This is a genomic window from Labrys sp. F242 (assembly GCF_057813875.1).
Genome location: NZ_JBVASG010000005.1, coordinates 239118 through 256367, shown reverse-complemented (window position 1 = coordinate 256367; position 17250 = coordinate 239118). Strand labels below are relative to the sequence as shown.

At 62.1% G+C, this 17250-nt stretch carries 16 protein-coding genes; 9 read left to right on the top strand and 7 right to left on the bottom strand.

Annotated features, from left to right (window positions below; genetic code table 11):
* Positions 1 to 130: 130 nt before the first annotated feature.
* Together ACZYTC_RS27605 and ACZYTC_RS27600 are read left to right on the top strand one after the other, a co-directional pair.
* The gene (locus tag ACZYTC_RS27605; protein ID WP_488991043.1) at positions 131 to 1075 is read left to right on the top strand and encodes a ring-cleaving dioxygenase; all 945 of its coding nucleotides are present in this window, start codon (positions 131 to 133) and stop codon (positions 1073 to 1075) included.
* Positions 1076 to 1253: 178 nt separating this feature from the next.
* On the top strand, positions 1254 to 1625 hold the full coding sequence (locus tag ACZYTC_RS27600) for a cupin domain-containing protein (protein WP_434955067.1): 372 nt from the start codon (positions 1254 to 1256) through the stop codon (positions 1623 to 1625).
* A 19-nt stretch (positions 1626 to 1644) separates the two neighbouring features.
* Here ACZYTC_RS27600 and ACZYTC_RS27595 read toward each other — a convergent pair whose 3' ends face one another.
* From ACZYTC_RS27595 to ACZYTC_RS27585, 3 genes are all read right to left on the bottom strand, one after another.
* Positions 1645 to 2667, bottom strand: a complete 1023-nt coding sequence (locus tag ACZYTC_RS27595; protein ID WP_488991042.1) for a hypothetical protein — start codon at positions 2665 to 2667, stop codon at positions 1645 to 1647.
* A 125-nt stretch (positions 2668 to 2792) separates the two neighbouring features.
* Positions 2793 to 3122 (bottom strand): GNAT family N-acetyltransferase, encoded by a 330-nt coding sequence (locus ACZYTC_RS27590; RefSeq protein WP_441771308.1) that lies wholly within the window; start codon positions 3120 to 3122, stop codon positions 2793 to 2795.
* The gene (locus ACZYTC_RS27585) at positions 3115 to 4677 is read right to left on the bottom strand and encodes a VOC family protein (RefSeq protein WP_488991041.1); all 1563 of its coding nucleotides are present in this window, start codon (positions 4675 to 4677) and stop codon (positions 3115 to 3117) included. Before ACZYTC_RS27585 ends, ACZYTC_RS27590 begins: the two co-directional genes overlap by 8 nt.
* A 185-nt stretch (positions 4678 to 4862) precedes the next feature.
* On the opposite strand from ACZYTC_RS27585, the gene ACZYTC_RS27580 reads away from it, so the two are divergent.
* The 7 genes from ACZYTC_RS27580 to tkt all read left to right on the top strand — a co-directional run bounded on the left by ACZYTC_RS27580 (position 4863) and on the right by tkt (position 12739).
* Positions 4863 to 5798, top strand: a complete 936-nt coding sequence (locus ACZYTC_RS27580) for a pirin family protein (protein ID WP_488991040.1) — start codon at positions 4863 to 4865, stop codon at positions 5796 to 5798.
* A gap of 258 nt (positions 5799 to 6056) precedes the next feature.
* A complete protein-coding gene (locus ACZYTC_RS27575; protein ID WP_434955062.1) occupies positions 6057 to 7490 on the top strand; it encodes an ABC transporter substrate-binding protein in 1434 nt (477 codons plus the stop codon).
* A 116-nt stretch (positions 7491 to 7606) separates the two neighbouring features.
* Positions 7607 to 8488 (top strand): carbohydrate ABC transporter permease, encoded by an 882-nt coding sequence (locus ACZYTC_RS27570; protein ID WP_434955061.1) that lies wholly within the window; start codon positions 7607 to 7609, stop codon positions 8486 to 8488.
* A complete protein-coding gene (locus ACZYTC_RS27565) occupies positions 8488 to 9324 on the top strand; it encodes a carbohydrate ABC transporter permease (protein WP_434955060.1) in 837 nt (278 codons plus the stop codon). The genes ACZYTC_RS27570 and ACZYTC_RS27565 overlap by 1 nt, the downstream gene beginning before the upstream one ends.
* 4 nt (positions 9325 to 9328) lie before the next feature.
* Entirely contained in the window at positions 9329 to 9559 is a 231-nt protein-coding gene (locus tag ACZYTC_RS27560; RefSeq protein WP_441771311.1) for a DUF2160 family membrane protein, read from the top strand.
* Positions 9560 to 9669: 110 nt separating this feature from the next.
* The gene (locus ACZYTC_RS27555; protein ID WP_434955058.1) at positions 9670 to 10566 is read left to right on the top strand and encodes an NAD-dependent epimerase/dehydratase family protein; all 897 of its coding nucleotides are present in this window, start codon (positions 9670 to 9672) and stop codon (positions 10564 to 10566) included.
* Between the two features lie 148 nt (positions 10567 to 10714).
* Positions 10715 to 12739 (top strand): transketolase, encoded by a 2025-nt coding sequence (gene tkt, locus ACZYTC_RS27550; RefSeq protein WP_434955057.1) that lies wholly within the window; start codon positions 10715 to 10717, stop codon positions 12737 to 12739.
* A 10-nt stretch (positions 12740 to 12749) separates the two neighbouring features.
* Here tkt and ACZYTC_RS27545 read toward each other — a convergent pair whose 3' ends face one another.
* The 4 genes from ACZYTC_RS27545 to ACZYTC_RS27530 form a co-directional block, all read right to left on the bottom strand.
* On the bottom strand, positions 12750 to 13478 hold the full coding sequence (locus tag ACZYTC_RS27545; protein ID WP_434955056.1) for a GntR family transcriptional regulator: 729 nt from the start codon (positions 13476 to 13478) through the stop codon (positions 12750 to 12752).
* Positions 13479 to 13588: 110 nt separating this feature from the next.
* Entirely contained in the window at positions 13589 to 13891 is a 303-nt protein-coding gene (locus ACZYTC_RS27540) for a helix-turn-helix domain-containing protein (protein WP_454812694.1), read from the bottom strand.
* 321 nt (positions 13892 to 14212) lie between these two features.
* Positions 14213 to 15610 carry a porin gene (locus ACZYTC_RS27535; protein WP_488991039.1) on the bottom strand — a complete coding sequence of 466 codons (1398 nt, stop codon included), beginning with the start codon at positions 15608 to 15610 and terminating at the stop codon, positions 14213 to 14215.
* A 625-nt stretch (positions 15611 to 16235) separates the two neighbouring features.
* Positions 16236 to 17207, bottom strand: coding sequence for a 2-hydroxyacid dehydrogenase (locus tag ACZYTC_RS27530; protein WP_434955053.1), 972 nt, complete (start codon positions 17205 to 17207; stop codon positions 16236 to 16238).
* Positions 17208 to 17250: the final 43 nt, after the last annotated feature.

The window sequence follows — 17250 nt, the reverse complement described above, 5'->3', positions numbered from 1 at the left end:
TACCCCGTCAGCCCTGCCTTTCCAAGCCCAGCCGTTCGAAATTTTCGAACGCAGCGTGTGCAGAGATCACGCTACACGGCCCAACCGTTCGCGGCGATATTACGGACAACGCAACACATAGGAGCCTGCCATGCAGCTCACCGGCATTCATCATCTCACCGCAATCACCGCGAACGCCCCCGGCAACAAGCGCTTCTACACCGATACGCTCGGCCTGAGGCTGGTCAAGAAGACCGTCAACCAGGACGACACCAGCGCCTATCACCTGTTCTACGCCGACGGCGAGGCCACGCCCGGCAGCGACCTCACCTTCTTCGACTGGCCGGTGGCGCCAGAGCGCCGCGGTACCCATTCGATCAGCCGCACGGGCCTGCGTGTGTCCGGCGAGGATAGCCTGAACTACTGGGCCGCCCGTCTCAAGGATTTGGGCGCTGCCGCCGGTGACGTCGGCCTGATCGACGGCCGCGCCAGCCTCGAATTCGAGGATCCGGAGGGCCAGCGTTTCCGCCTGGTGGACGATGGCGGCAACGGTACGCTGCACCCCTGGAGCCGCAGCCCCGTGCCGTCGGAACACCAGATCCGGGGCCTTGGTCCGATCACCATCTCGGTGCCGAAGAAGGAGCCCACCGATGCCATACTCACCCGCGTGCTCAACATGAAGGAGGAGCGCGACTACGCTTCGCCCGACGGCGAGGGCCGGGTGCATGTCTACCGCATGGGCGAAGGCGGTGCGGCCGCCGAGTTGCATGTCGCGGTGCAGCCAGGGCTCGGCACTGCCCGGCAGGGTGCCGGCGCCGTGCATCACGTCGCCTTCCGCACCCCCGACGTGGCGGGGATCCATGCCTGGACCGAACGGCTCGGCCAGTTCGGCATTCCGAGCTCGGGCGAAGTGGAACGCTACTACTTCCGCTCGCTCTATTTCCGCGAGCCCGGCGGCAATCTCTTCGAGATCGCCACCGATGGCCCCGGTTTCGCCGTCGACGAGCCGCTGGAGACCCTCGGCGAACGCCTGTCGCTGCCGCCCTTCCTCGAAGGCCGCCGCGCCGCCATCGAAGCCGGCCTGCAGCCTCTGTAGAAGCACCAGGACGGCGACAATCAGCAAATCTACAGCCAGCGCCGGGGCATGCCCCGGCGCTGGTTTTTTGCTGAGGGCAGGCCTCGAAGCCACGCCACAACGGAAACGCACAATCGTTCAAGATCGCTGCCGCTGAAGGCCCCATAGATTGCGCCATTCGAGAATGGAGCAAAGCAGCATGGAAACGACACCCAAAGCGATCAACTTCGCCGAGAAAATCTCAAGGATCAACGATCTCTGGCAGCCTCGCGTCATCGCCGAAATGAACGACTACCAGTTCAAGCTGGTGCGCATCGAGGGTGATTTCATCTGGCACGACCATCCCGAGACGGACGAGACATTCATCGTCCTCAGCGGCCGCCTGCGCATCGATTTTCGCCATGGCGCCGTTGTCATCGGCCCTGGCGAGATGGCCGTGGTGCCCAAGGGGCTGGAGCACAAGCCCTATGCGGAAAGCGAGGTCCATCTCCTGCTGATCGAACCACGCGGCACCCTCAACACCGGCCATAAAGGCGGCGAGCGCACCGCCCAAAACGACGTCTGGGCCTGAGATCGCAGCGCACTCTGCCTCAACTCTCGACCACCACGTCAAGCAACTCGCCACCGAGAGAAAACTTGGCTGCAAACAATTCGTTGTCGTTACGGGCCGGCAGGATCGCATAGTCGAGGGTCAGCGCCGCGCCGCCGCTTTTCTCGGGCGAAAACGAAAAGCATCCGCGCTTGAGAACGAGCGCCGCGGCAAAGGCCTGTGGAGAGACGGCACCAGGATCCGTTGCATCGGGAAAGATCTGATCGAGAGCCCGGCGCAGGGTCGGGGTACCATATGTGAAACGCTCCTCCAGCCATTCCAAGCGCATTGCCTCGGGAAAGCCCAACCGCACGCCGGCATCCAGCCTGTCCAGTTTCTCGACCAGGGGTACGAACGGATCCAGATGCTCCGGCTCGAAGGCAGCCATGGTTTTCTTGGTCATGAAGAGATTGAGCGGAATCTTGCGCCCCGCAACGGTCGACGTTGTCAGGCGCGAAAAATCCGACAGCTTGCGTCGCCCGAAATAGGGATGGCGATATCCCGCCTCCCACCGTGATGGTGCGATTGAATCCGGCAGGTCGCGCATCGCCTGTTCGACCTGGTACTCGATACCCGAGAAATTTCCGGCCACATCGAAGAGAGCGGCAAAAACCGGCGGCCACCAGGTGACGCCGGCAAACTCCCAGGCAGCTTGGTCAAGCGCGCGATATTGCAAGGCGAAGGGCCGCTGTTCATAGGGGTAAGGCGTGAGCGAGGATGGAAGCAATTCATCGCCGCCGCCCATCATGGCGCAGATGAGTTCGAATGCCCCCACGGAGGGTGGCCAGGAACGAAAATGATCGCGAACGCGCCGGTCATTCTCTTCCAGATTGCGGCAGAAGGCTTCGAAGGCCGGCAGGCGCAGTAAGAGCGCCTCGTAATGCTCACGCGTCGGATGGCACATATACGCCGCCCTGTAGGCGACGTCGGAGCGATTGTCAGGCGGATGGAAGATGAGATCCCACCCGTCCGCCGTGACCTGTCGGAAATAGGCGTGCGTAGCGATTGTCTCGGGAGACTGCATGACGACCTCGAGGTTCGATCCCCGCACGGTGCCGCAACTGTGCTCGGGAGGCAATCAGGCCAGATCCGATCGCCCCAGCTTGAGCAGTTCCGTTAGATCTTTCGCCAAGAAGAGAAGCCGTGGAGCTACGCCGTCGCCGGCGGATCCTCACCCGGCGCCAGCGTCATCACGTCGGCCCAGTCGGGATGCTTGCGGTATTGCGCCCGCACATAGGGGCAGAGCGGCAGGATGCGAAATCCGTCCCTGCGGGCATCCTCCACCATGTAAGCCACCAGCGCGGCGGCAGCACCGGTGCCGCGCATCGTCTCGGGCGCGCCGGTGTGGTCGGCACTGATCAGGGCGGGATCGCGCCTGGTGAAGACGATCTCGGCCTCCCCTTCCACGCCGTCGATGCGCGCGACATAGCGCCCGCGCGGCTCGGCAAGCTCTTCGCGACGAATATCGATGTCAGCCATTCCGGCCTCCCTCACTGTTTTCTTCATACCAATGACGCGCCGCCGACAGATCGGCGGATGACAATTCGTGGCCGGCCTCGATGCTGTGGGCGGCGACGTCAGCGCCCTGATGCCGCAGCCAGGTTTCGAGCCGGGGCGCCTCCTGTCCGAAGGGATCGCGTGCCCCGGTCAAGATCAGGGCCGATGTCCCGGCAAGATCGGCATCGGGCAAGGTCTCGAGCACCGGCATCGCCCGCAGGAGAATGGCGCGCGTGATGATGCCGGGATGCAGCCCCATCACGGCGGCAATGAAATTGGCACCATTGGAATAGCCCAGAAAGGTCAGGCGGTGGTGGTCGAGCCCATAGCCCGCCATGGCCCCCTCGGCGAAAGCCGCGAAGGCCTTCGCCTCGAAGGCGATGTCGGCCTGATCGAACTTCGTCATCCCAATGCGCCGGAACCAACGCAGCACGCCTTCCTCATGGCTCCGCCCACGCACGCCGAGCAAGGTCGCATGGGGTGCGATCTGCCGAGCGAGCGGCATCAAATCGGCCTCGTTCCCGCCGGTGCCGTGCAATAGGACCAATGTGCTGCCGTCGGGCTGGTCCGGCGTATGGAAGCGATGCACGAAGGGCAGATCCCGGCGCGGCAGGCGCGGCTCTCCTGGCAGGGAGAATTGCGGCAGCATCGCCTTCAGGTCGTCCGCCCGCTCGGCATCGCCCGGCGGCACGAACAGGCGTTCGCCAAGATGATCGGCTGCCTCGTCGATGGCAAAACCTGGGCCATCCGTCGCCACTTCGATCAATGTGCCGCCCGGCTCGCGCACATAGAGCGAGGTGAAGTAGTTGCGATCGTGGAAATTGGTCGGCGACGAATTGAGACGCAACAGCGCAGCCTCATGCTTGCGCACCTCGGCTACATCCGCCGCGCGAAAGGCGACATGGTCGGCCGTGCCTGTGCCGGGAATACCCGGCACATAGCCGGAGGCATCGCGGACGTCGACGACATCCGTGTCCGACAACATGCGCTGGAGATTGCCCTCGCGCGGCCCTGGCCGGTAGCCGAACCGCGCGATGAAGGCCGCCGTTTCCTCAGGCTGGTCGGTCAGCAGGGTCACGGCGCGCAAGCGCCTTGGCGCGATCGCTTCGTCGCCCCAGGGCGCGGCCGCCGGTAGGTCGGCGCCGACGAGCTTGACGATGACACCGTCGGGATCCTTCAGCCTGAGGACGGATTCACCAAATTCCTGCGACGGCCCCGTCATGGGCACGCCATGGCTCAGGGCCCTCGTCATCCAATCGCCGATGCTGGCCGAAGGCACGGCAAAGGCGATCTCGGAAACCTGGCCATTGCCGACACGGCCCGGGGCACCGTCCTCCCAAACGAGGAAGGTGACGATGGAGCCGGGCGAGCCGAGACGATCGCCATAGAAGAGATGGAGCTGCTGGGCATCTTCGTAACCACCCGTGCGCTTGATCAGGCGCAAGCCGAGGAAGCCGACATAAAAGTCGACATTCGCCTGCACGTTGCGCGTCATCAAGGTGACGTGATGGATACCGTTCGCGGCAATTGCCGTCATGAGCTCGCCTCGTCTTCCCCGCTGGTGATTTGGCAAACCTCGCATGATCGTTTCCATCCGTCCAAGCCACTGATGCCGAATTCGGCGTTCTCGATTGACGAACGGCAAAAAGGTTTTGGGCGAACAGCTCCCTGTTTATGCTGAGCCATGGGCCGGATACGGCCGACAACCTCCCGGAGGATCGAATGAGCTGGAACCCCGCCCTGACACCCGGCTGCCCCGATGCGATCGGCATCGACGCGATCGAAACCTTGATCGTGCCGCGTTCGCGCGATCTCGGCGGCTTCGAAGTGCGCCGCGCCTTGCCCGCCCCCAAGCGCCAGATGGTGGGGCCCTTCATCTTCTTCGACCAGGCCGGCCCCGCCGAATTCCTGACCGGCCAGGGTGTCGACGTACGCCCGCACCCCCATATCGGCCTGGGCACCGTCACCTATCTCTATCGCGGCGATTTCCACCATCGCGACAGTCTGGGCACCGACCAGGTCATCCAGCCCGGCGCCCTGAACTGGATGGTGGCCGGGCGCGGCGTCACCCATTCCGAACGAACCTCTGCGGAAGCCCGCCAGGGTCCCAACAGCCTGTTCGGCATCCAGACCTGGATCGCCCTGCCTGAAACGCATGAGGACATGGCGCCGATGTTCGAGCATCACGGCAAGGAGACCCTGCCGGTGATCGAGAGCGACGGCGTCAGCGTGAAACTCATCCTCGGCAATGCCTATGGCGAGAAGGCGCCGGCGACATTGTTCTCGGAAACCTTCTATGGCGACGTCGTGCTGGCCCCCCGTGCCAGACTGCCGCTGCCGGACGAGCACGAGGATCGCGGCCTCTATATCACGCAAGGCTCCGTCACCATCGCCGGCCAGGATTTCGCGGCCGGGCAGATGATGGTCTTCCGCCCCGGCGATGCCATCACCGTGGCGGCCGGCGACCAGGGGGCCCGCCTGATGATCCTGGGCGGCGCCACCCTCGGCGGGCCGCGCTATATCTGGTGGAACTTCGTCGCCTCCTCCAAGGAGCGCATCGAGGAAGCCAAGACCCAGTGGCAGGCGCAGAAGTGGGGCCAGGGCCTGTTCGATCTGCCCCCGGATGATCGCGCCGAACATATTCCTCTACCGGATTGAGGCTGGTCGCGGCATTCATTCTCCCAGGCAAACAGTCGTCGACGAACCTTCTTCATCACCTGGAGAAGGTTCGTCATATTTTAGGGATGACTTTGCGCAAGATTCTTCATACAACTTCACCTTGCGCGTGACCTTGCCCATTGACTCAGTTTGTGGAAATGCGCAACAAAATGAAGGGCGCCCCCATGATGTGGCTCGGGCGCCTATCCCGTCGCCACGCGGGCAAAAAGAAACAAGCCATTTCCAGGGAGAAACCAGATGTACAGGAAGATAGGAGCCGGCCTCGCCGCACTGACGGTCAGCGTCCTGCTCGCCACCACCTCCGCCTATGCCGATTTCTGGTCCGACGCCTCCAAGGACCTCCAGGGCGTCACCATCCACGGCATCTCGGAGAGCACGCCGCCCTCCAACTATGTGAAGAACGTGCTGGGCCCGGCTTTCACCAAGGCCACCGGCATCAAGGTGGAGTTCGAAGCCACCTCCTGGGACCAGATGTACGACAAGGCGATCAAGGACATGGAGGCCAAGACCGGCGTCTATGACTTCGTCTATATCGAGCAGGACATCATCTACAGCTATCTGGCCCGCAACTTCCTGGTCGACATCACCAAGACGCTCGCCGACAAGCCGGCGCTGAAGGCACCGGACTACGATCCCGCCAAGTTCACCACCTTCGCCAACTACTTCAAGGACGACAAGGGTGACCTCTACGGCGTGCCGATGGAGGCCTTCATCAAGATCTATCTCTATCGCAAGGATCTGTTCGATGATCCGGCGGTGAAGGAAGCCTACAAGAAGAAGACCGGCAAGGATCTCGCCCCCGCCAAGACCCACGAGGACTACAAGGCCATCGCCGATTTCTTCACCGAATGGGGCAAGGACAAGGGCGAGGAATTGTGGGGCTCGACGGTGCAGGCCAATACCGGGCATCCCGCCTCCTGGTACGAATTCTTCGAAAGCGTCGCACCGACCTTCGGCGTCTATAATTGGGGCATCGACGCCTCCAAGAACTATGCCGCCACCGTCGCCAATGGCGGCTCGATGAACAGCCCAGAGGCCAAGAAGGCGCTGGAATACTGGTTGAGCCTGCTGCCGGACGCTCCGCCCGAATCCACCGCCAGCACCTGGGACGAAGTTGCGGCCACCTTCGCCGCCGGCCGCGCCGCACAGGGCCTCGTCTATGGCGAGAATGCCGCCTGGATCGCCACCGATGCCGGCAAGTCCAAGGTGGTGGGCAAGGTCGGCGTCGCCCTGCCTCCGACCTCTCCGGGGGTGATCGAGGCCGCCGAAGCCGGCAAGGGCTATATCGGCTATTATGACGGCGGCGCCTTCGGCATCTCCTATGCCTCCAAGAACAAGGAGGCGGCCCTGCTCTTCCTGCAATATATCGCCCAGGAGAGCGTCCAAGCCGATTGGGCCGTCGCCGGCTCGCGCATCACCCATAACTCGACCTATGACGATCCCAAGGTGAAGGCGCAGGACGAGAAGACCAACGGCTATTATTCGCTGATGAAGAAGGACGGCAAGCTCTTCGCCGGCGCACCGCCCTACCCCTTCCATGCCCAGGTGCGCGAAGCGACCGCCTCTATCTTCTACAAGGCGATCACGGGCGATCTCTCGGCGTCCGACGCCCTCGATCAGATGGCGGCCACGACGGAGGCTGAACTCAAGAAGCTGGGCTATCGCAAATAGCGGGCCTGCCGGAGCCGCCCAGGGCGGTTCCGATTTACCGGAAATAGCGGCGGGGCCCCTGGCTTAGCAGGAGCCGCGCCGCTGTCCTTTACTGCCTCGCGGGTGAAGGAATCCCCATGCGATCGTCGACAACCGGCTGGCTGCTGCTGGCACCCACGCTGTTCATCCTCGCTCTATTCGGTATCGTGCCGTTCATCTACGTGATGGTGGTCTCCTTCACGCAGTGGAACAGCTTCGCCGCCGATCCGGCCATGCATTTCAACGGGCTCGACAATTTCCGCGCCCTGGTCTTCGACACCGACTTCCTCAAGTCGATCTGGGGGACGTTGAAATTCGGCTTCTTTGCCGTGGTCAGCGAGATCGTGCTCGGCTATTTTCTCGCCCAGCTCTTCATGCGCGACTTTCCGGGCAAGGGCTTCTTCCGCACCATCCATACCCTTCCGCTGGTGATCGCGCCCATTGCCGTGGGCGCGATCTGGCGCCTGCTGCTCACGCCGGGTCTCGGCCCGGTGCCGAGCTATCTGCGCAGTTGGTTCGGCTACGACCTCAATATCAGCCGCTTCTCGGACCAGGCCTTCGCGGCCGTGGTGATCATGGACATCTGGCACTGGACGCCGCTGGTGACGCTGACCCTGCTCGCGGCCCTTTCTTCCCTGCCCAAGGATCCTTTCGAGCAGGCGCAGATCGACGGGGCCAGCCGCTTCCAGATCTTCTGGCACATCACCCTGCCGATGCTGAAGCCAGCCATCCTCGCCACCGTGTTCATCCGCCTGATGGACGCTTTGCGCACCTTCGACGAGATCTTCATGCTGACCAGCGGCGGCCCGGGCGACGCCACCCGCTTCGTCGGCCTCTACATCTACCGCGTGGTGTTTCCCAAGAAGGATTACGGCTATGGCGGCGCCATGTCCGTGCTCGTGCTCTACCTCACCATCGTGATGTGCTGGCTGCTCTATTCGGCCCTGGTAGCCCGGCGCGACCTCAGGAGGCCCGAGTGATGCGCAAGCCCAATGTCTTCGTAAGCCTGCTGCTCTGGATCGTGCTCAGCCTGATCACGCTGGCGCCGATCTACTGGCTGTTCGTCGTCTCAGCCAAAAGCCGTGTCGAGCTGTTCGGCAGGCCGAGCTTCCTGTTGACCTCGTTCTTTCCGGACAATTACGCCAACGCCCTGACGGATCCGAACCTGCAGAAATACATGCTGAATTCGGTCATCGTCGCCACCTCCAACGCGCTGCTGGTGACCCTGCTCGGCTTCCTGGCCACCTATGCGCTGACGCGCTACAAGCTGGTCGGCAAGGAAAACGTCTTCTTCTGGACCATCACCAACCGCATGGCGCCACCGGCGGTATTCCTGCTGCCCTTGTTCCTGCTCTATACGCAGGTCTTCGCCATCGGCGACTGGAAGCTGTACGATACCCGCATCGGCCTCATCCTGCTCTATTGCGTGTTCAATCTGCCCTTCGCGGTGTGGACGCTGCGCCCGGTGCTCGACGCCATTCCGCAGGAACTCGACGAGGCTGCCACCATCGATGGCGCCTCCACCTTCCAGCTTCTGACCAAGGTGATCTATCCGCTGGCCCGCCCGGGCCTCGCCGTCACCATGATCCTCACCTGGATCTTCGCCTGGAACGAGTATCTGCTGGCAGCCACCCTCACCAGCGTGGAGGCACGCACCATCACCACGCTGCTCGCCGAATATGTCTCGGTCACCGGTACCAATTGGGGCCAACTCGCCGCCACCGCCATGCTGACGCTGATCCCGGCCCTGGTGATCCTCGGTGTCGTGCAGCGCCATATCGTCGCCGGCCTGACCTTCGGCGCCGTGAAGGGATGAGGCCATGAACCAGTTTACGAATCTCGACGAACAGAACGAAGAGGCCAAGAAAGTCGCCGAGAAGACGGGCTTCCTGCCGATCCACACCAACGGCTTCGACCGCGGCTTCATCGCCGTGGTGTTGCTGATCGCCATCCATCTGTTCTGGATGCGCTTTCTGGAGCAGTCGCTGTCGATCTACATCGCCACTGCGATCTCGCTGGTGCTCGGCTATGTGATCATCAAGAAGGGGTGAGTTCTTCCCCTGTCGAGGCATATCGCCAGGGCAGAATCTTGCTCTTGCACTTCGGCGCTCTCCCACTATTGTCATACAAAATAACATGACAATAGTGGGAGACAGCGAGCATGGCCAAGCGCATCATGTTCACCGGCGGCAGCGGCAAGGCCGGGCGCCATGTGGTGAAGGATCTCCTCGATCACGGCTACCAGGTGCTCAATATCGACACCCGGCCATTGGACGATCCGCGCGTACGCACGCTGATCGCCGACATCACAGATGCCGGCCAGGTCTTCAATGCGCTGTCGAGCTATATGGGCACCCACGAGTTCGACGCCTCCTTGCGCCCGCAGAAGGTCGATGCCGTCGTTCATTTCGCCGCCATTCCGCGCATCATGATCGTGCCTGACAACGAGGTGTTCCGCGTCAATGCGCTCGGTACCTACAACGTCATCGAGGCAGCGACCAAGCTCGGCATCCGCAAGGTCGTGATTGCCTCGAGCGAGACGACCTATGGCGTCGTCTTCGCCCATGAACATCGCAGTCCCGCCTATTTTCCCCTCGACGAGGACTATGACGTCGACCCGATGGACAGCTACGCCCTCTCCAAGGTCGTCAACGAGAAGACGGCTCGCGCCTTCGCGCTGCGCGAAGCCACCGACATCTATGCGCTCCGCATCGGCAACGTCCTCATCCCCGAAGACTACACCGAAAACTTCCCCAAATGGTTCGCCGATCCAGGCTTCCGCAAGCGCATCGCTTGGAGCTATATCGATGCGCGCGACCTCGGCCAGATCACCCGGCTCGCCATTGAGAAGGACGGCCTCGGCTTCCAGGTCTTCAATGCCGTCAACGACGACACCTCGTCCAATCTGCCGACCGCCGAACTGCTCCGGCGCTTCTATCCCGATGTGCCGGTGAAAGGCACGCTCGGCGAATATGAGACGCTGCTTTCCAACAAGAAGGCTCGCGAGCTCCTGGGCTTCCGGGAGGAACATCCCTGGCGGCGCTATGTGAAGGGCTAGGGCGGCTTCGACCGGGCCAGTTCCTGCTTTCGTCATTGCGCGCTGAGCGAGGCAATCCAGGCCAGGAAACCGCGGCATTTGACAGCATAACTTATGCGTCCTACTTGTACGGACAGGATTACAAGATACGAACCATCTGGGAAACGCCATGAGCTTCGACGAACGCCCCGCCCTCTCCCCGCGCGACCTCGCCAACGCCATCCGCTTCCTGACCGTCGATACCATCGAGGCGGCTGGGACAGGTCATCCCGGCACCGCCATGGGCATGGCCGATATCGCCGAGGTGCTGTGGAACCGCTTCCTCAAGCACAATCCGGCCGACCCGGCCTGGATCGATCGCGACCGCTTCGTACAGTCGAACGGCCATGGCGCGATGCTGATCTATTCCCTGCTGCATCTGTCAGGCTATGATCTCTCGCTGGAAGATTTGAAGGCCCATCGCAAGCCTGGATCCAAGACGCCGGGCCATCCCGAACATGGCATGACGCCGGGGGTCGAGACGACCACCGGCCCGCTCGGCCAAGGTTTCGCCAATGCCGTCGGCATGGCGCTTGCCGAGCGCAAGCTGGCGGCCGAATTCAACCGCGATGGCTTTCCTGTCATCGATCACCACACCTATGTCTTCCTCGGTGACGGCTGCCTGATGGAGGGCGTGGCGCAGGAGGCTGCTTCGTTCGCCGGCGCGCTTGGCCTCGGCAGGCTGATCGCCTTCTATGACGACAACGGCATCTCGATCGACGGCGAGGTCAAGGCGTGGTTCGCGGACGACACGCCGGCGCGCTTCCGGGCGCTGGGCTGGCACGTGGTCGCCGATGTCGACGGCCATGATGCAGGCACCGTGCAGGCGGCGATCGAGGAGGCGCGCGCCGTGCATGACAGGCCGAGCCTGATCTGCTGCCGCACCATCATCGGTTTCGGCGCCCCCAACAAGCAGGGCAAGGAAGAAGTCCACGGCGCCCCGCTGGGTGCCACCGAGGCCGCCGCGACCCGCGAGACACTGGGCTGGCCCTATCCGCCGCATGAGGTGCCGCCCTCCATCCGCGCCGGCTGGGATGCGCACGGTCGTGGAGCTGACAGCCAGGCGGCCTGGGAGGCGCTGTTCACCCGCTATCAGGCAGCCTATCCAGATCTTGCCGCGGAATTGCAGCGTCGCATGGCCGGCGAAGCGCCCGCAGCTTTCGCCACGGCCGTGGCCGATTATGCCGATGCCCTGGTGAGGGAGCCGCCGGCCCGCCAGCCTCTGCGCAAGGCCTCCAGCAAGGTGCTTGCCCGTTTCACCGCGATGCTGCCGGAGCTGATCGGCGGCTCGGCCGATCTCAGCCAGTCCACTCTGGCCTGGACGCCGGCTTCCAAATCAATCCTGCCCGGGGATTTCGCCGGCAATTTCATCCACTACGGCGTGCGCGAATTCGGCATGTCCGCCGTGATGAACGGCATGGCTGCTCACGGCGGTCTGATCCCCTTCGGCTCGACCTATCTGGTCTTCAGCGACTATGCCCGCAACGCCGTGCGCCTCGCCGCCCTGATGAAACTCAAGGCGATCTTCCTCTACACGCATGATTCCATCGGCGTCGGTGAGGACGGGCCGACTCACCAGCCCGCCGAACAACTCCTCGCCTTGCGCGCCATTCCCGGCCTGTCGCTATGGCGCCCCGGGAGCGAACTCGAAGCGCTTCTTGCCTGGGAAGCGGCAGTGGGCCGTGAGGGCCCCAGCGTCATCGTCGCGGCCCGCCAGGACGCTCCGGCGATTGCCCATGTCCCTGAACACCGGCAGGCGATCCGGCGTGGCGGCTATGTGCTTTCCGAACCGGCTGAGCACCCTGATCTCGTCCTTGCCGGAACCGGCTCCGAGCTGGGACTCGTCGCCGAAGCCGCAGCGCATCTCGCAGCAGAGGGCATCCGCACGCGGGTGGTATCGATCCCAAACGCCAATATTTTTGCCAGCCAGCCCGCGGCCTATCGCGACGCGGTGCTGGCGCCCGGCACGCCCACTTTGTTCGTCGAGGCTGCCTCGTCGATCTACTGGTACCAATTCCTGCGCGGTCCCGGCGCGGTTGTTGGCATCGACGCCTTCGGCGAGAGTGCGCCCGGCCCGCAACTTTACCGGCATTTCGGCCTCACGCCCGAAGCGATCGCGGCAAAAGCGAGAGCTTTGCTCCCGGCAACTTCTTAAGAACCGTCCTTCAGCGCGCCCGATGCAATTCGATGGTCAGGCGCGTACGATCGGGGTGGTGCCAGGATTCGTAATATTCCACCGGCCTCCCTTCCTGATCATAGGTAAGTTCACGGTTGAAGAGCACATGCGATCCGGGATCGAGCCCGAGATGGCCGGCAATCTCCGCATCGGCCGTGCCGATTTCCACAGTGCGCTGGCCGCTGGAAACGATCACGCCGAAATCCCGTTCGAGGCATTCGTAGAGCGAGACCTGCTCGAGCCCCGGATGGGTCAGCAATCCCGGCACCCGGCCATAGGGCAGGTAGTTGCGCACCAGCAGCAGCACCTCGCCATCGGCATAGCGCAGGCGTTCGATCAACACGGCCTTGGTGTCGCCGATACGCTCGGCGATGGCCACGGGGGTGTCGATCAGGCGTTGCGCCAGGATTTTTGTGCTCAGTTTGAAGCCGGCCCGCGCCAGATCCTCGCGCAACGGGTCAAGGCGTTGGCTTAGATTGATCGGCACCTTGCGCTCGCGCACGAAGGCACCGCGGCCCCGCTCGGTTTCGATCAGCCCCTGCAGCGCCAGCGACTGCAGTGCCTGGCGAACGACGCTGCGCGAGACGTCGTAGCGGGCGCAGAGCTCATGTTCGGAAGGAAGCCTCCCGCCCGCTGCGTAGAGGCCCTGCGAAATTCCATCTCTCAAGGTCTCGGCGAGTTGGAAATAGAGGGGAACCGGCGTGGAGCGATCAAGCATGAAGGGAGCGGGCAAATCGGCAAAGGGGACCAAAGGACCCTATCAGCTTTACCGCCGGAGCAACAGGCGCGCCTGCCCCTCCTTGCCCAGCGTGTCAACCGCGCCGGCGATCAAGCCGCGTCGGTTTCCTGAGCGAGCACGCCGCTCACACCAGCACTGCCGCGGATCGCATAAGTCAGCGGATCTCGGCCCATCTCTACCGCGAGAGTCACGAAAGTTTCGGCATTGCAAGGCAGATAGGAGGATTCAAGGCGCGCCAGCGTGCTGAAGGTCACGCCCGTGAGCGCACCGAATTGCCGATAGGTCAGCCCGCGCGTTGCGCGCACACTCCGCAAATCGTCGCCAAATCGCTTCCAATCGATCTGTAGCGATGTGGCGTTCTTCTGGAAGGGACGGCTCGCTCTTTCCTGCATTTCTTCACTCACTTCACGCCCGGTTCGATCGCGCTACATTGCCTGACACTCTTTCAGCAAACACTTTGAAATATTCCATCGCGACTTCCCCAGGACTGGGAAGACTCCGCAAAATGCACTGCACTTCAACAGCTATACGTAAGGTATTCCAATATACGTTACCATATCGAAATACATTTAGCGTTACATCTAAAAAACGTAACATCACATTTTCTTGAGGGCACTGCAAAAACGCACAGCACAACTTCGTGGCAACAAGCACAATAGGCCAAGCGGGGCCCGGCTCACGCCGGGCCCCGCTTTCAGATCGTCCAGTTCGGATCAGAAGGTGCGCTTCAGGCGAACACCGCCCTGCCAGGAGTTGGCGGAGCCATCCAGAGACCCCAACGGCCCGATGCCAACTTCCTGCTTGGTGTGGGTATAGGATACTTCGCCAGCCACTGAGAGGCCCTTGACGATCATATAGGTCAGATTGCCCGCGATGGAGTATTCCTTGAGCGAGATATCGATACCCGGGACAACGTTGCGCAGGATGCCGTCGGCCTTCACGTCGATGTAGCTACCCACAAGATTGGCGTTGAGCTGCGGCGTGATATTGCCACCGAGTTCGGCCACGATCGACCAGCCCTTGGTTCTGCCATAGCCCGAAATACCTCCTGGCCCGATCGACGAGGGGAAGAGGTCCGACAAGCCGATGAGCGTGCCGAGGCTGTTCTTGACACCGAGATATTCGGTGGCGCCATCAGCATACTGACCTTCAACGATAAAATGCCCGCCATCGATAACCGGTATTTTAATGAGGGCAGTACCACCGATGGCGTAGCCATATTTGTTGTCATGAGTCGTAGGGATCGAAAAGGGGATGTTGGTGCCGCCCAACGTCAGCGTCCCGTCGACAGTCTCGGGTGCGCGCAACTGGTGGAGAGCTCCTTGGAGGGCCAAGGATCCCCAACTCGAGTCATAACGCAATTGACCAACGACATCCGGGATTTGCTGCCCGCCCTGCAGATTGATGTCCACGCCGGCAGGACCCAAGCCGGTGATCGTGCCACTGATGCCCACGTCGTTGACACGGTGGTCGCGGCCATCTTCGATCGATAGCGTGGCGCTGAAGCCACCGCCAAACTGAGCAGTGTAGGCGAGCAGGTTCACCGTGCTGGTTTCTGCGTAATAGGGCGCCCAGATCGTATCGCCATACTCGTTATCGTAGAAGCCGAAGAACGAATGGGCGTAACCAGCCGTCAGGCCACCGAACTGGATGAAGGCCTTGTCGATCGTGAAGGTGTTGCCGTTGTAGATGCCGCCACGGCCTTGAGCCGAAATCGGATGCGAGTCGGCATTGATCTGGAAATAGGAGCGCAGCAAGCCCCAATCGGTCTCGGTGCGGGCGTCGAACCAGATACGGGCCTGAGTGTTGAAGGCCGAGCGATCATCGTTCCGGTTCTGCCCGACATTGGTCAAGACATTGTTAAGTGATGTCGGAGCTGAATTGATGCCTACCCGGTCGCCGCCGAACACACGATAATCGGCGCGGATCTCTCCGCCGATCTTGAGGCAGGTGTCGCTGCCGGGAATGTAGAAAAAGCCAGGCCCGAAGGCCGAGCAGACCTTCACATATTCAACGGCTTCGCCCTTGGTCATGGGCAGGTCGGCAGCCTGCGCGGCGCCAATGGCGGCAATGCCTGCAGCAGCGCCGAGAAGTGCGGATTTCATCGTCATCAGAACCCCCTCCGGGACATTATTTTACTTGCACGAGGGGACTTCTTGACATGACACCCCACTCGCAACAGCCGACCGAACTTGGCGCATGCTTGAGAAGCATTTGGCCGCCACGTGAATCGTCGCAGTAAGGGTGCGATATTCTAGAAAATGCTACAATAGAATTCCCACGTCTCGGAACCGACAGAAAACATTTTGGCGAATATGTGTCACTCAAAAGACACAACCCGGATACACGAGCTTCCGCTGAATAAATTACTACCGATTTCGGTATGTATAATTTATAAATCTGCATATTGTAAGTCTATATTGGTGTTTTATAATTGGAACATATTAAATAAACACATATTATCTCTACCCATCAGGCAAAAGTCGAAATACGACTCCCACCACGGGCAAATCATTTTCCGTGTGGTAATATAAGACTTGCAGGTCCGCTGCCGACGCGTAGGGACGCCGGAACGAGTTCGCAAAAATGCCTATCCGGCATCGCGTTTTGCTTGCAGGCACGGTTGCCATGCAACGAGATGGAGAGCTCCTCCTGGATCAGGCACGAGCACACCTACGCCGGACCAGGGGTCCGGCGGGACTCGACAGTCGTGTACGCAGATGCAGCCGCCGGCCCTCAGGTCGTCTTTCGCGGCCAGGGCGTTTCAGCCACCGGCGTCAGCGGGCCCTTGCCATCGCGCCAGGAAACGAGATTGTCGACCACCAACTGGCCCATGGCTCGGCGGGTATGAATGGTGGCCGAGCCAACATGCGGCAACAACACCGCATTGTCGAGCGCCGCCAGCCCCTCGGGCACGCGCGGCTCGTCGGCGAAGACGTCGAGCCCTGCCGCGAGAATGGTGCGATTGCGCAATGCCTCGATGAGGGCGTTCTCATCGACCACCGAACCGCGGGCGACATTGATCAGCACGCCTTCGGGGCCAAGTGCCTTGAGCACATCGGCATCGACCAGATTGCGCGTTTCCGCCCCGCCGGGGACGATGATCATCAGCGTATCCACCGCCTCCGCCAGCGCCCGCACGCTGGCATGATAGGCATAGGCCACATCCGCCTGGCGGCTGCGTCCGTAATAGGCGATCTTCAGGCCAAAGGCCTCGGCGCGGCGAGCGATCGCCTTGCCGATCCGGCCCAGGCCCACGATACCCAACGTGCGCCCGCGCAGCGTTGCCTTCGTCAGCGGATAGTTCTCGCTCAACCATTTGCCCTGCCGCAGGAAGCGATCCGCCTGCGGTATTTCGCGGATGGTCGCCAGCAGCAAGGCCATGGCGAGATCGGCGACATCCTCATTGAGGACTTCGGGCGTATTGGTGACGATGACACCATGCCTCGCGGCTGCCGCGGCATCGACGGAATCATAGCCGACGCCGAAATTGGCAATGATTTCGAGCTTGGGCAGGGCCGCGAGCAGCGCCTCGTCGACATGGGCGTGACCGCCGGCAGCGAGGAAACGCACCCGGTCCGCAATTCCGGCCAGCATGGCCTCGGGATCTTCGGCCAGCCAGAGCTTGTGCACGGTGAAGGCCTGGTCAAGGGCCTCGACCGTTTGGGCAAGCATGGGCTTGGGCATCAGAAGATCGGGTGCGGACATGCCGGAATACTCTCGCGGAACGGAATTGATCGAAGGGCGCTGC

What these genes read in the sequence shown, in the direction of transcription:
- ACZYTC_RS27560 (WP_441771311.1), top strand. Translation starts at nt 9,329, where the DNA reads ATGAACCAGTTTACGAATCTCGACGAACAGAACGAAGAGGCCAAGAAA.
- ACZYTC_RS27580 (WP_488991040.1), top strand. Translation starts at nt 4,863, where the DNA reads ATGAGCTGGAACCCCGCCCTGACACCCGGCTGCCCCGATGCGATCGGC.
- ACZYTC_RS27605 (WP_488991043.1), top strand. Translation starts at nt 131, where the DNA reads ATGCAGCTCACCGGCATTCATCATCTCACCGCAATCACCGCGAACGCC.
- ACZYTC_RS27540 (WP_454812694.1), bottom strand. Translation starts at nt 13,891, where the DNA reads ATGCAGGAAAGAGCGAGCCGTCCCTTCCAGAAGAACGCCACATCGCTA.
- ACZYTC_RS27530 (WP_434955053.1), bottom strand. Translation starts at nt 17,207, where the DNA reads ATGTCCGCACCCGATCTTCTGATGCCCAAGCCCATGCTTGCCCAAACG.
- ACZYTC_RS27575 (WP_434955062.1), top strand. Translation starts at nt 6,057, where the DNA reads ATGTACAGGAAGATAGGAGCCGGCCTCGCCGCACTGACGGTCAGCGTC.
- ACZYTC_RS27565 (WP_434955060.1), top strand. Translation starts at nt 8,488, where the DNA reads ATGCGCAAGCCCAATGTCTTCGTAAGCCTGCTGCTCTGGATCGTGCTC.
- ACZYTC_RS27600 (WP_434955067.1), top strand. Translation starts at nt 1,254, where the DNA reads ATGGAAACGACACCCAAAGCGATCAACTTCGCCGAGAAAATCTCAAGG.
- ACZYTC_RS27595 (WP_488991042.1), bottom strand. Translation starts at nt 2,667, where the DNA reads ATGCAGTCTCCCGAGACAATCGCTACGCACGCCTATTTCCGACAGGTC.
- ACZYTC_RS27535 (WP_488991039.1), bottom strand. Translation starts at nt 15,610, where the DNA reads ATGACGATGAAATCCGCACTTCTCGGCGCTGCTGCAGGCATTGCCGCC.
- ACZYTC_RS27555 (WP_434955058.1), top strand. Translation starts at nt 9,670, where the DNA reads ATGGCCAAGCGCATCATGTTCACCGGCGGCAGCGGCAAGGCCGGGCGC.
- tkt (WP_434955057.1), top strand. Translation starts at nt 10,715, where the DNA reads ATGAGCTTCGACGAACGCCCCGCCCTCTCCCCGCGCGACCTCGCCAAC.
- ACZYTC_RS27585 (WP_488991041.1), bottom strand. Translation starts at nt 4,677, where the DNA reads ATGACGGCAATTGCCGCGAACGGTATCCATCACGTCACCTTGATGACG.
- ACZYTC_RS27590 (WP_441771308.1), bottom strand. Translation starts at nt 3,122, where the DNA reads ATGGCTGACATCGATATTCGTCGCGAAGAGCTTGCCGAGCCGCGCGGG.
- ACZYTC_RS27570 (WP_434955061.1), top strand. Translation starts at nt 7,607, where the DNA reads ATGCGATCGTCGACAACCGGCTGGCTGCTGCTGGCACCCACGCTGTTC.
- ACZYTC_RS27545 (WP_434955056.1), bottom strand. Translation starts at nt 13,478, where the DNA reads ATGCTTGATCGCTCCACGCCGGTTCCCCTCTATTTCCAACTCGCCGAG.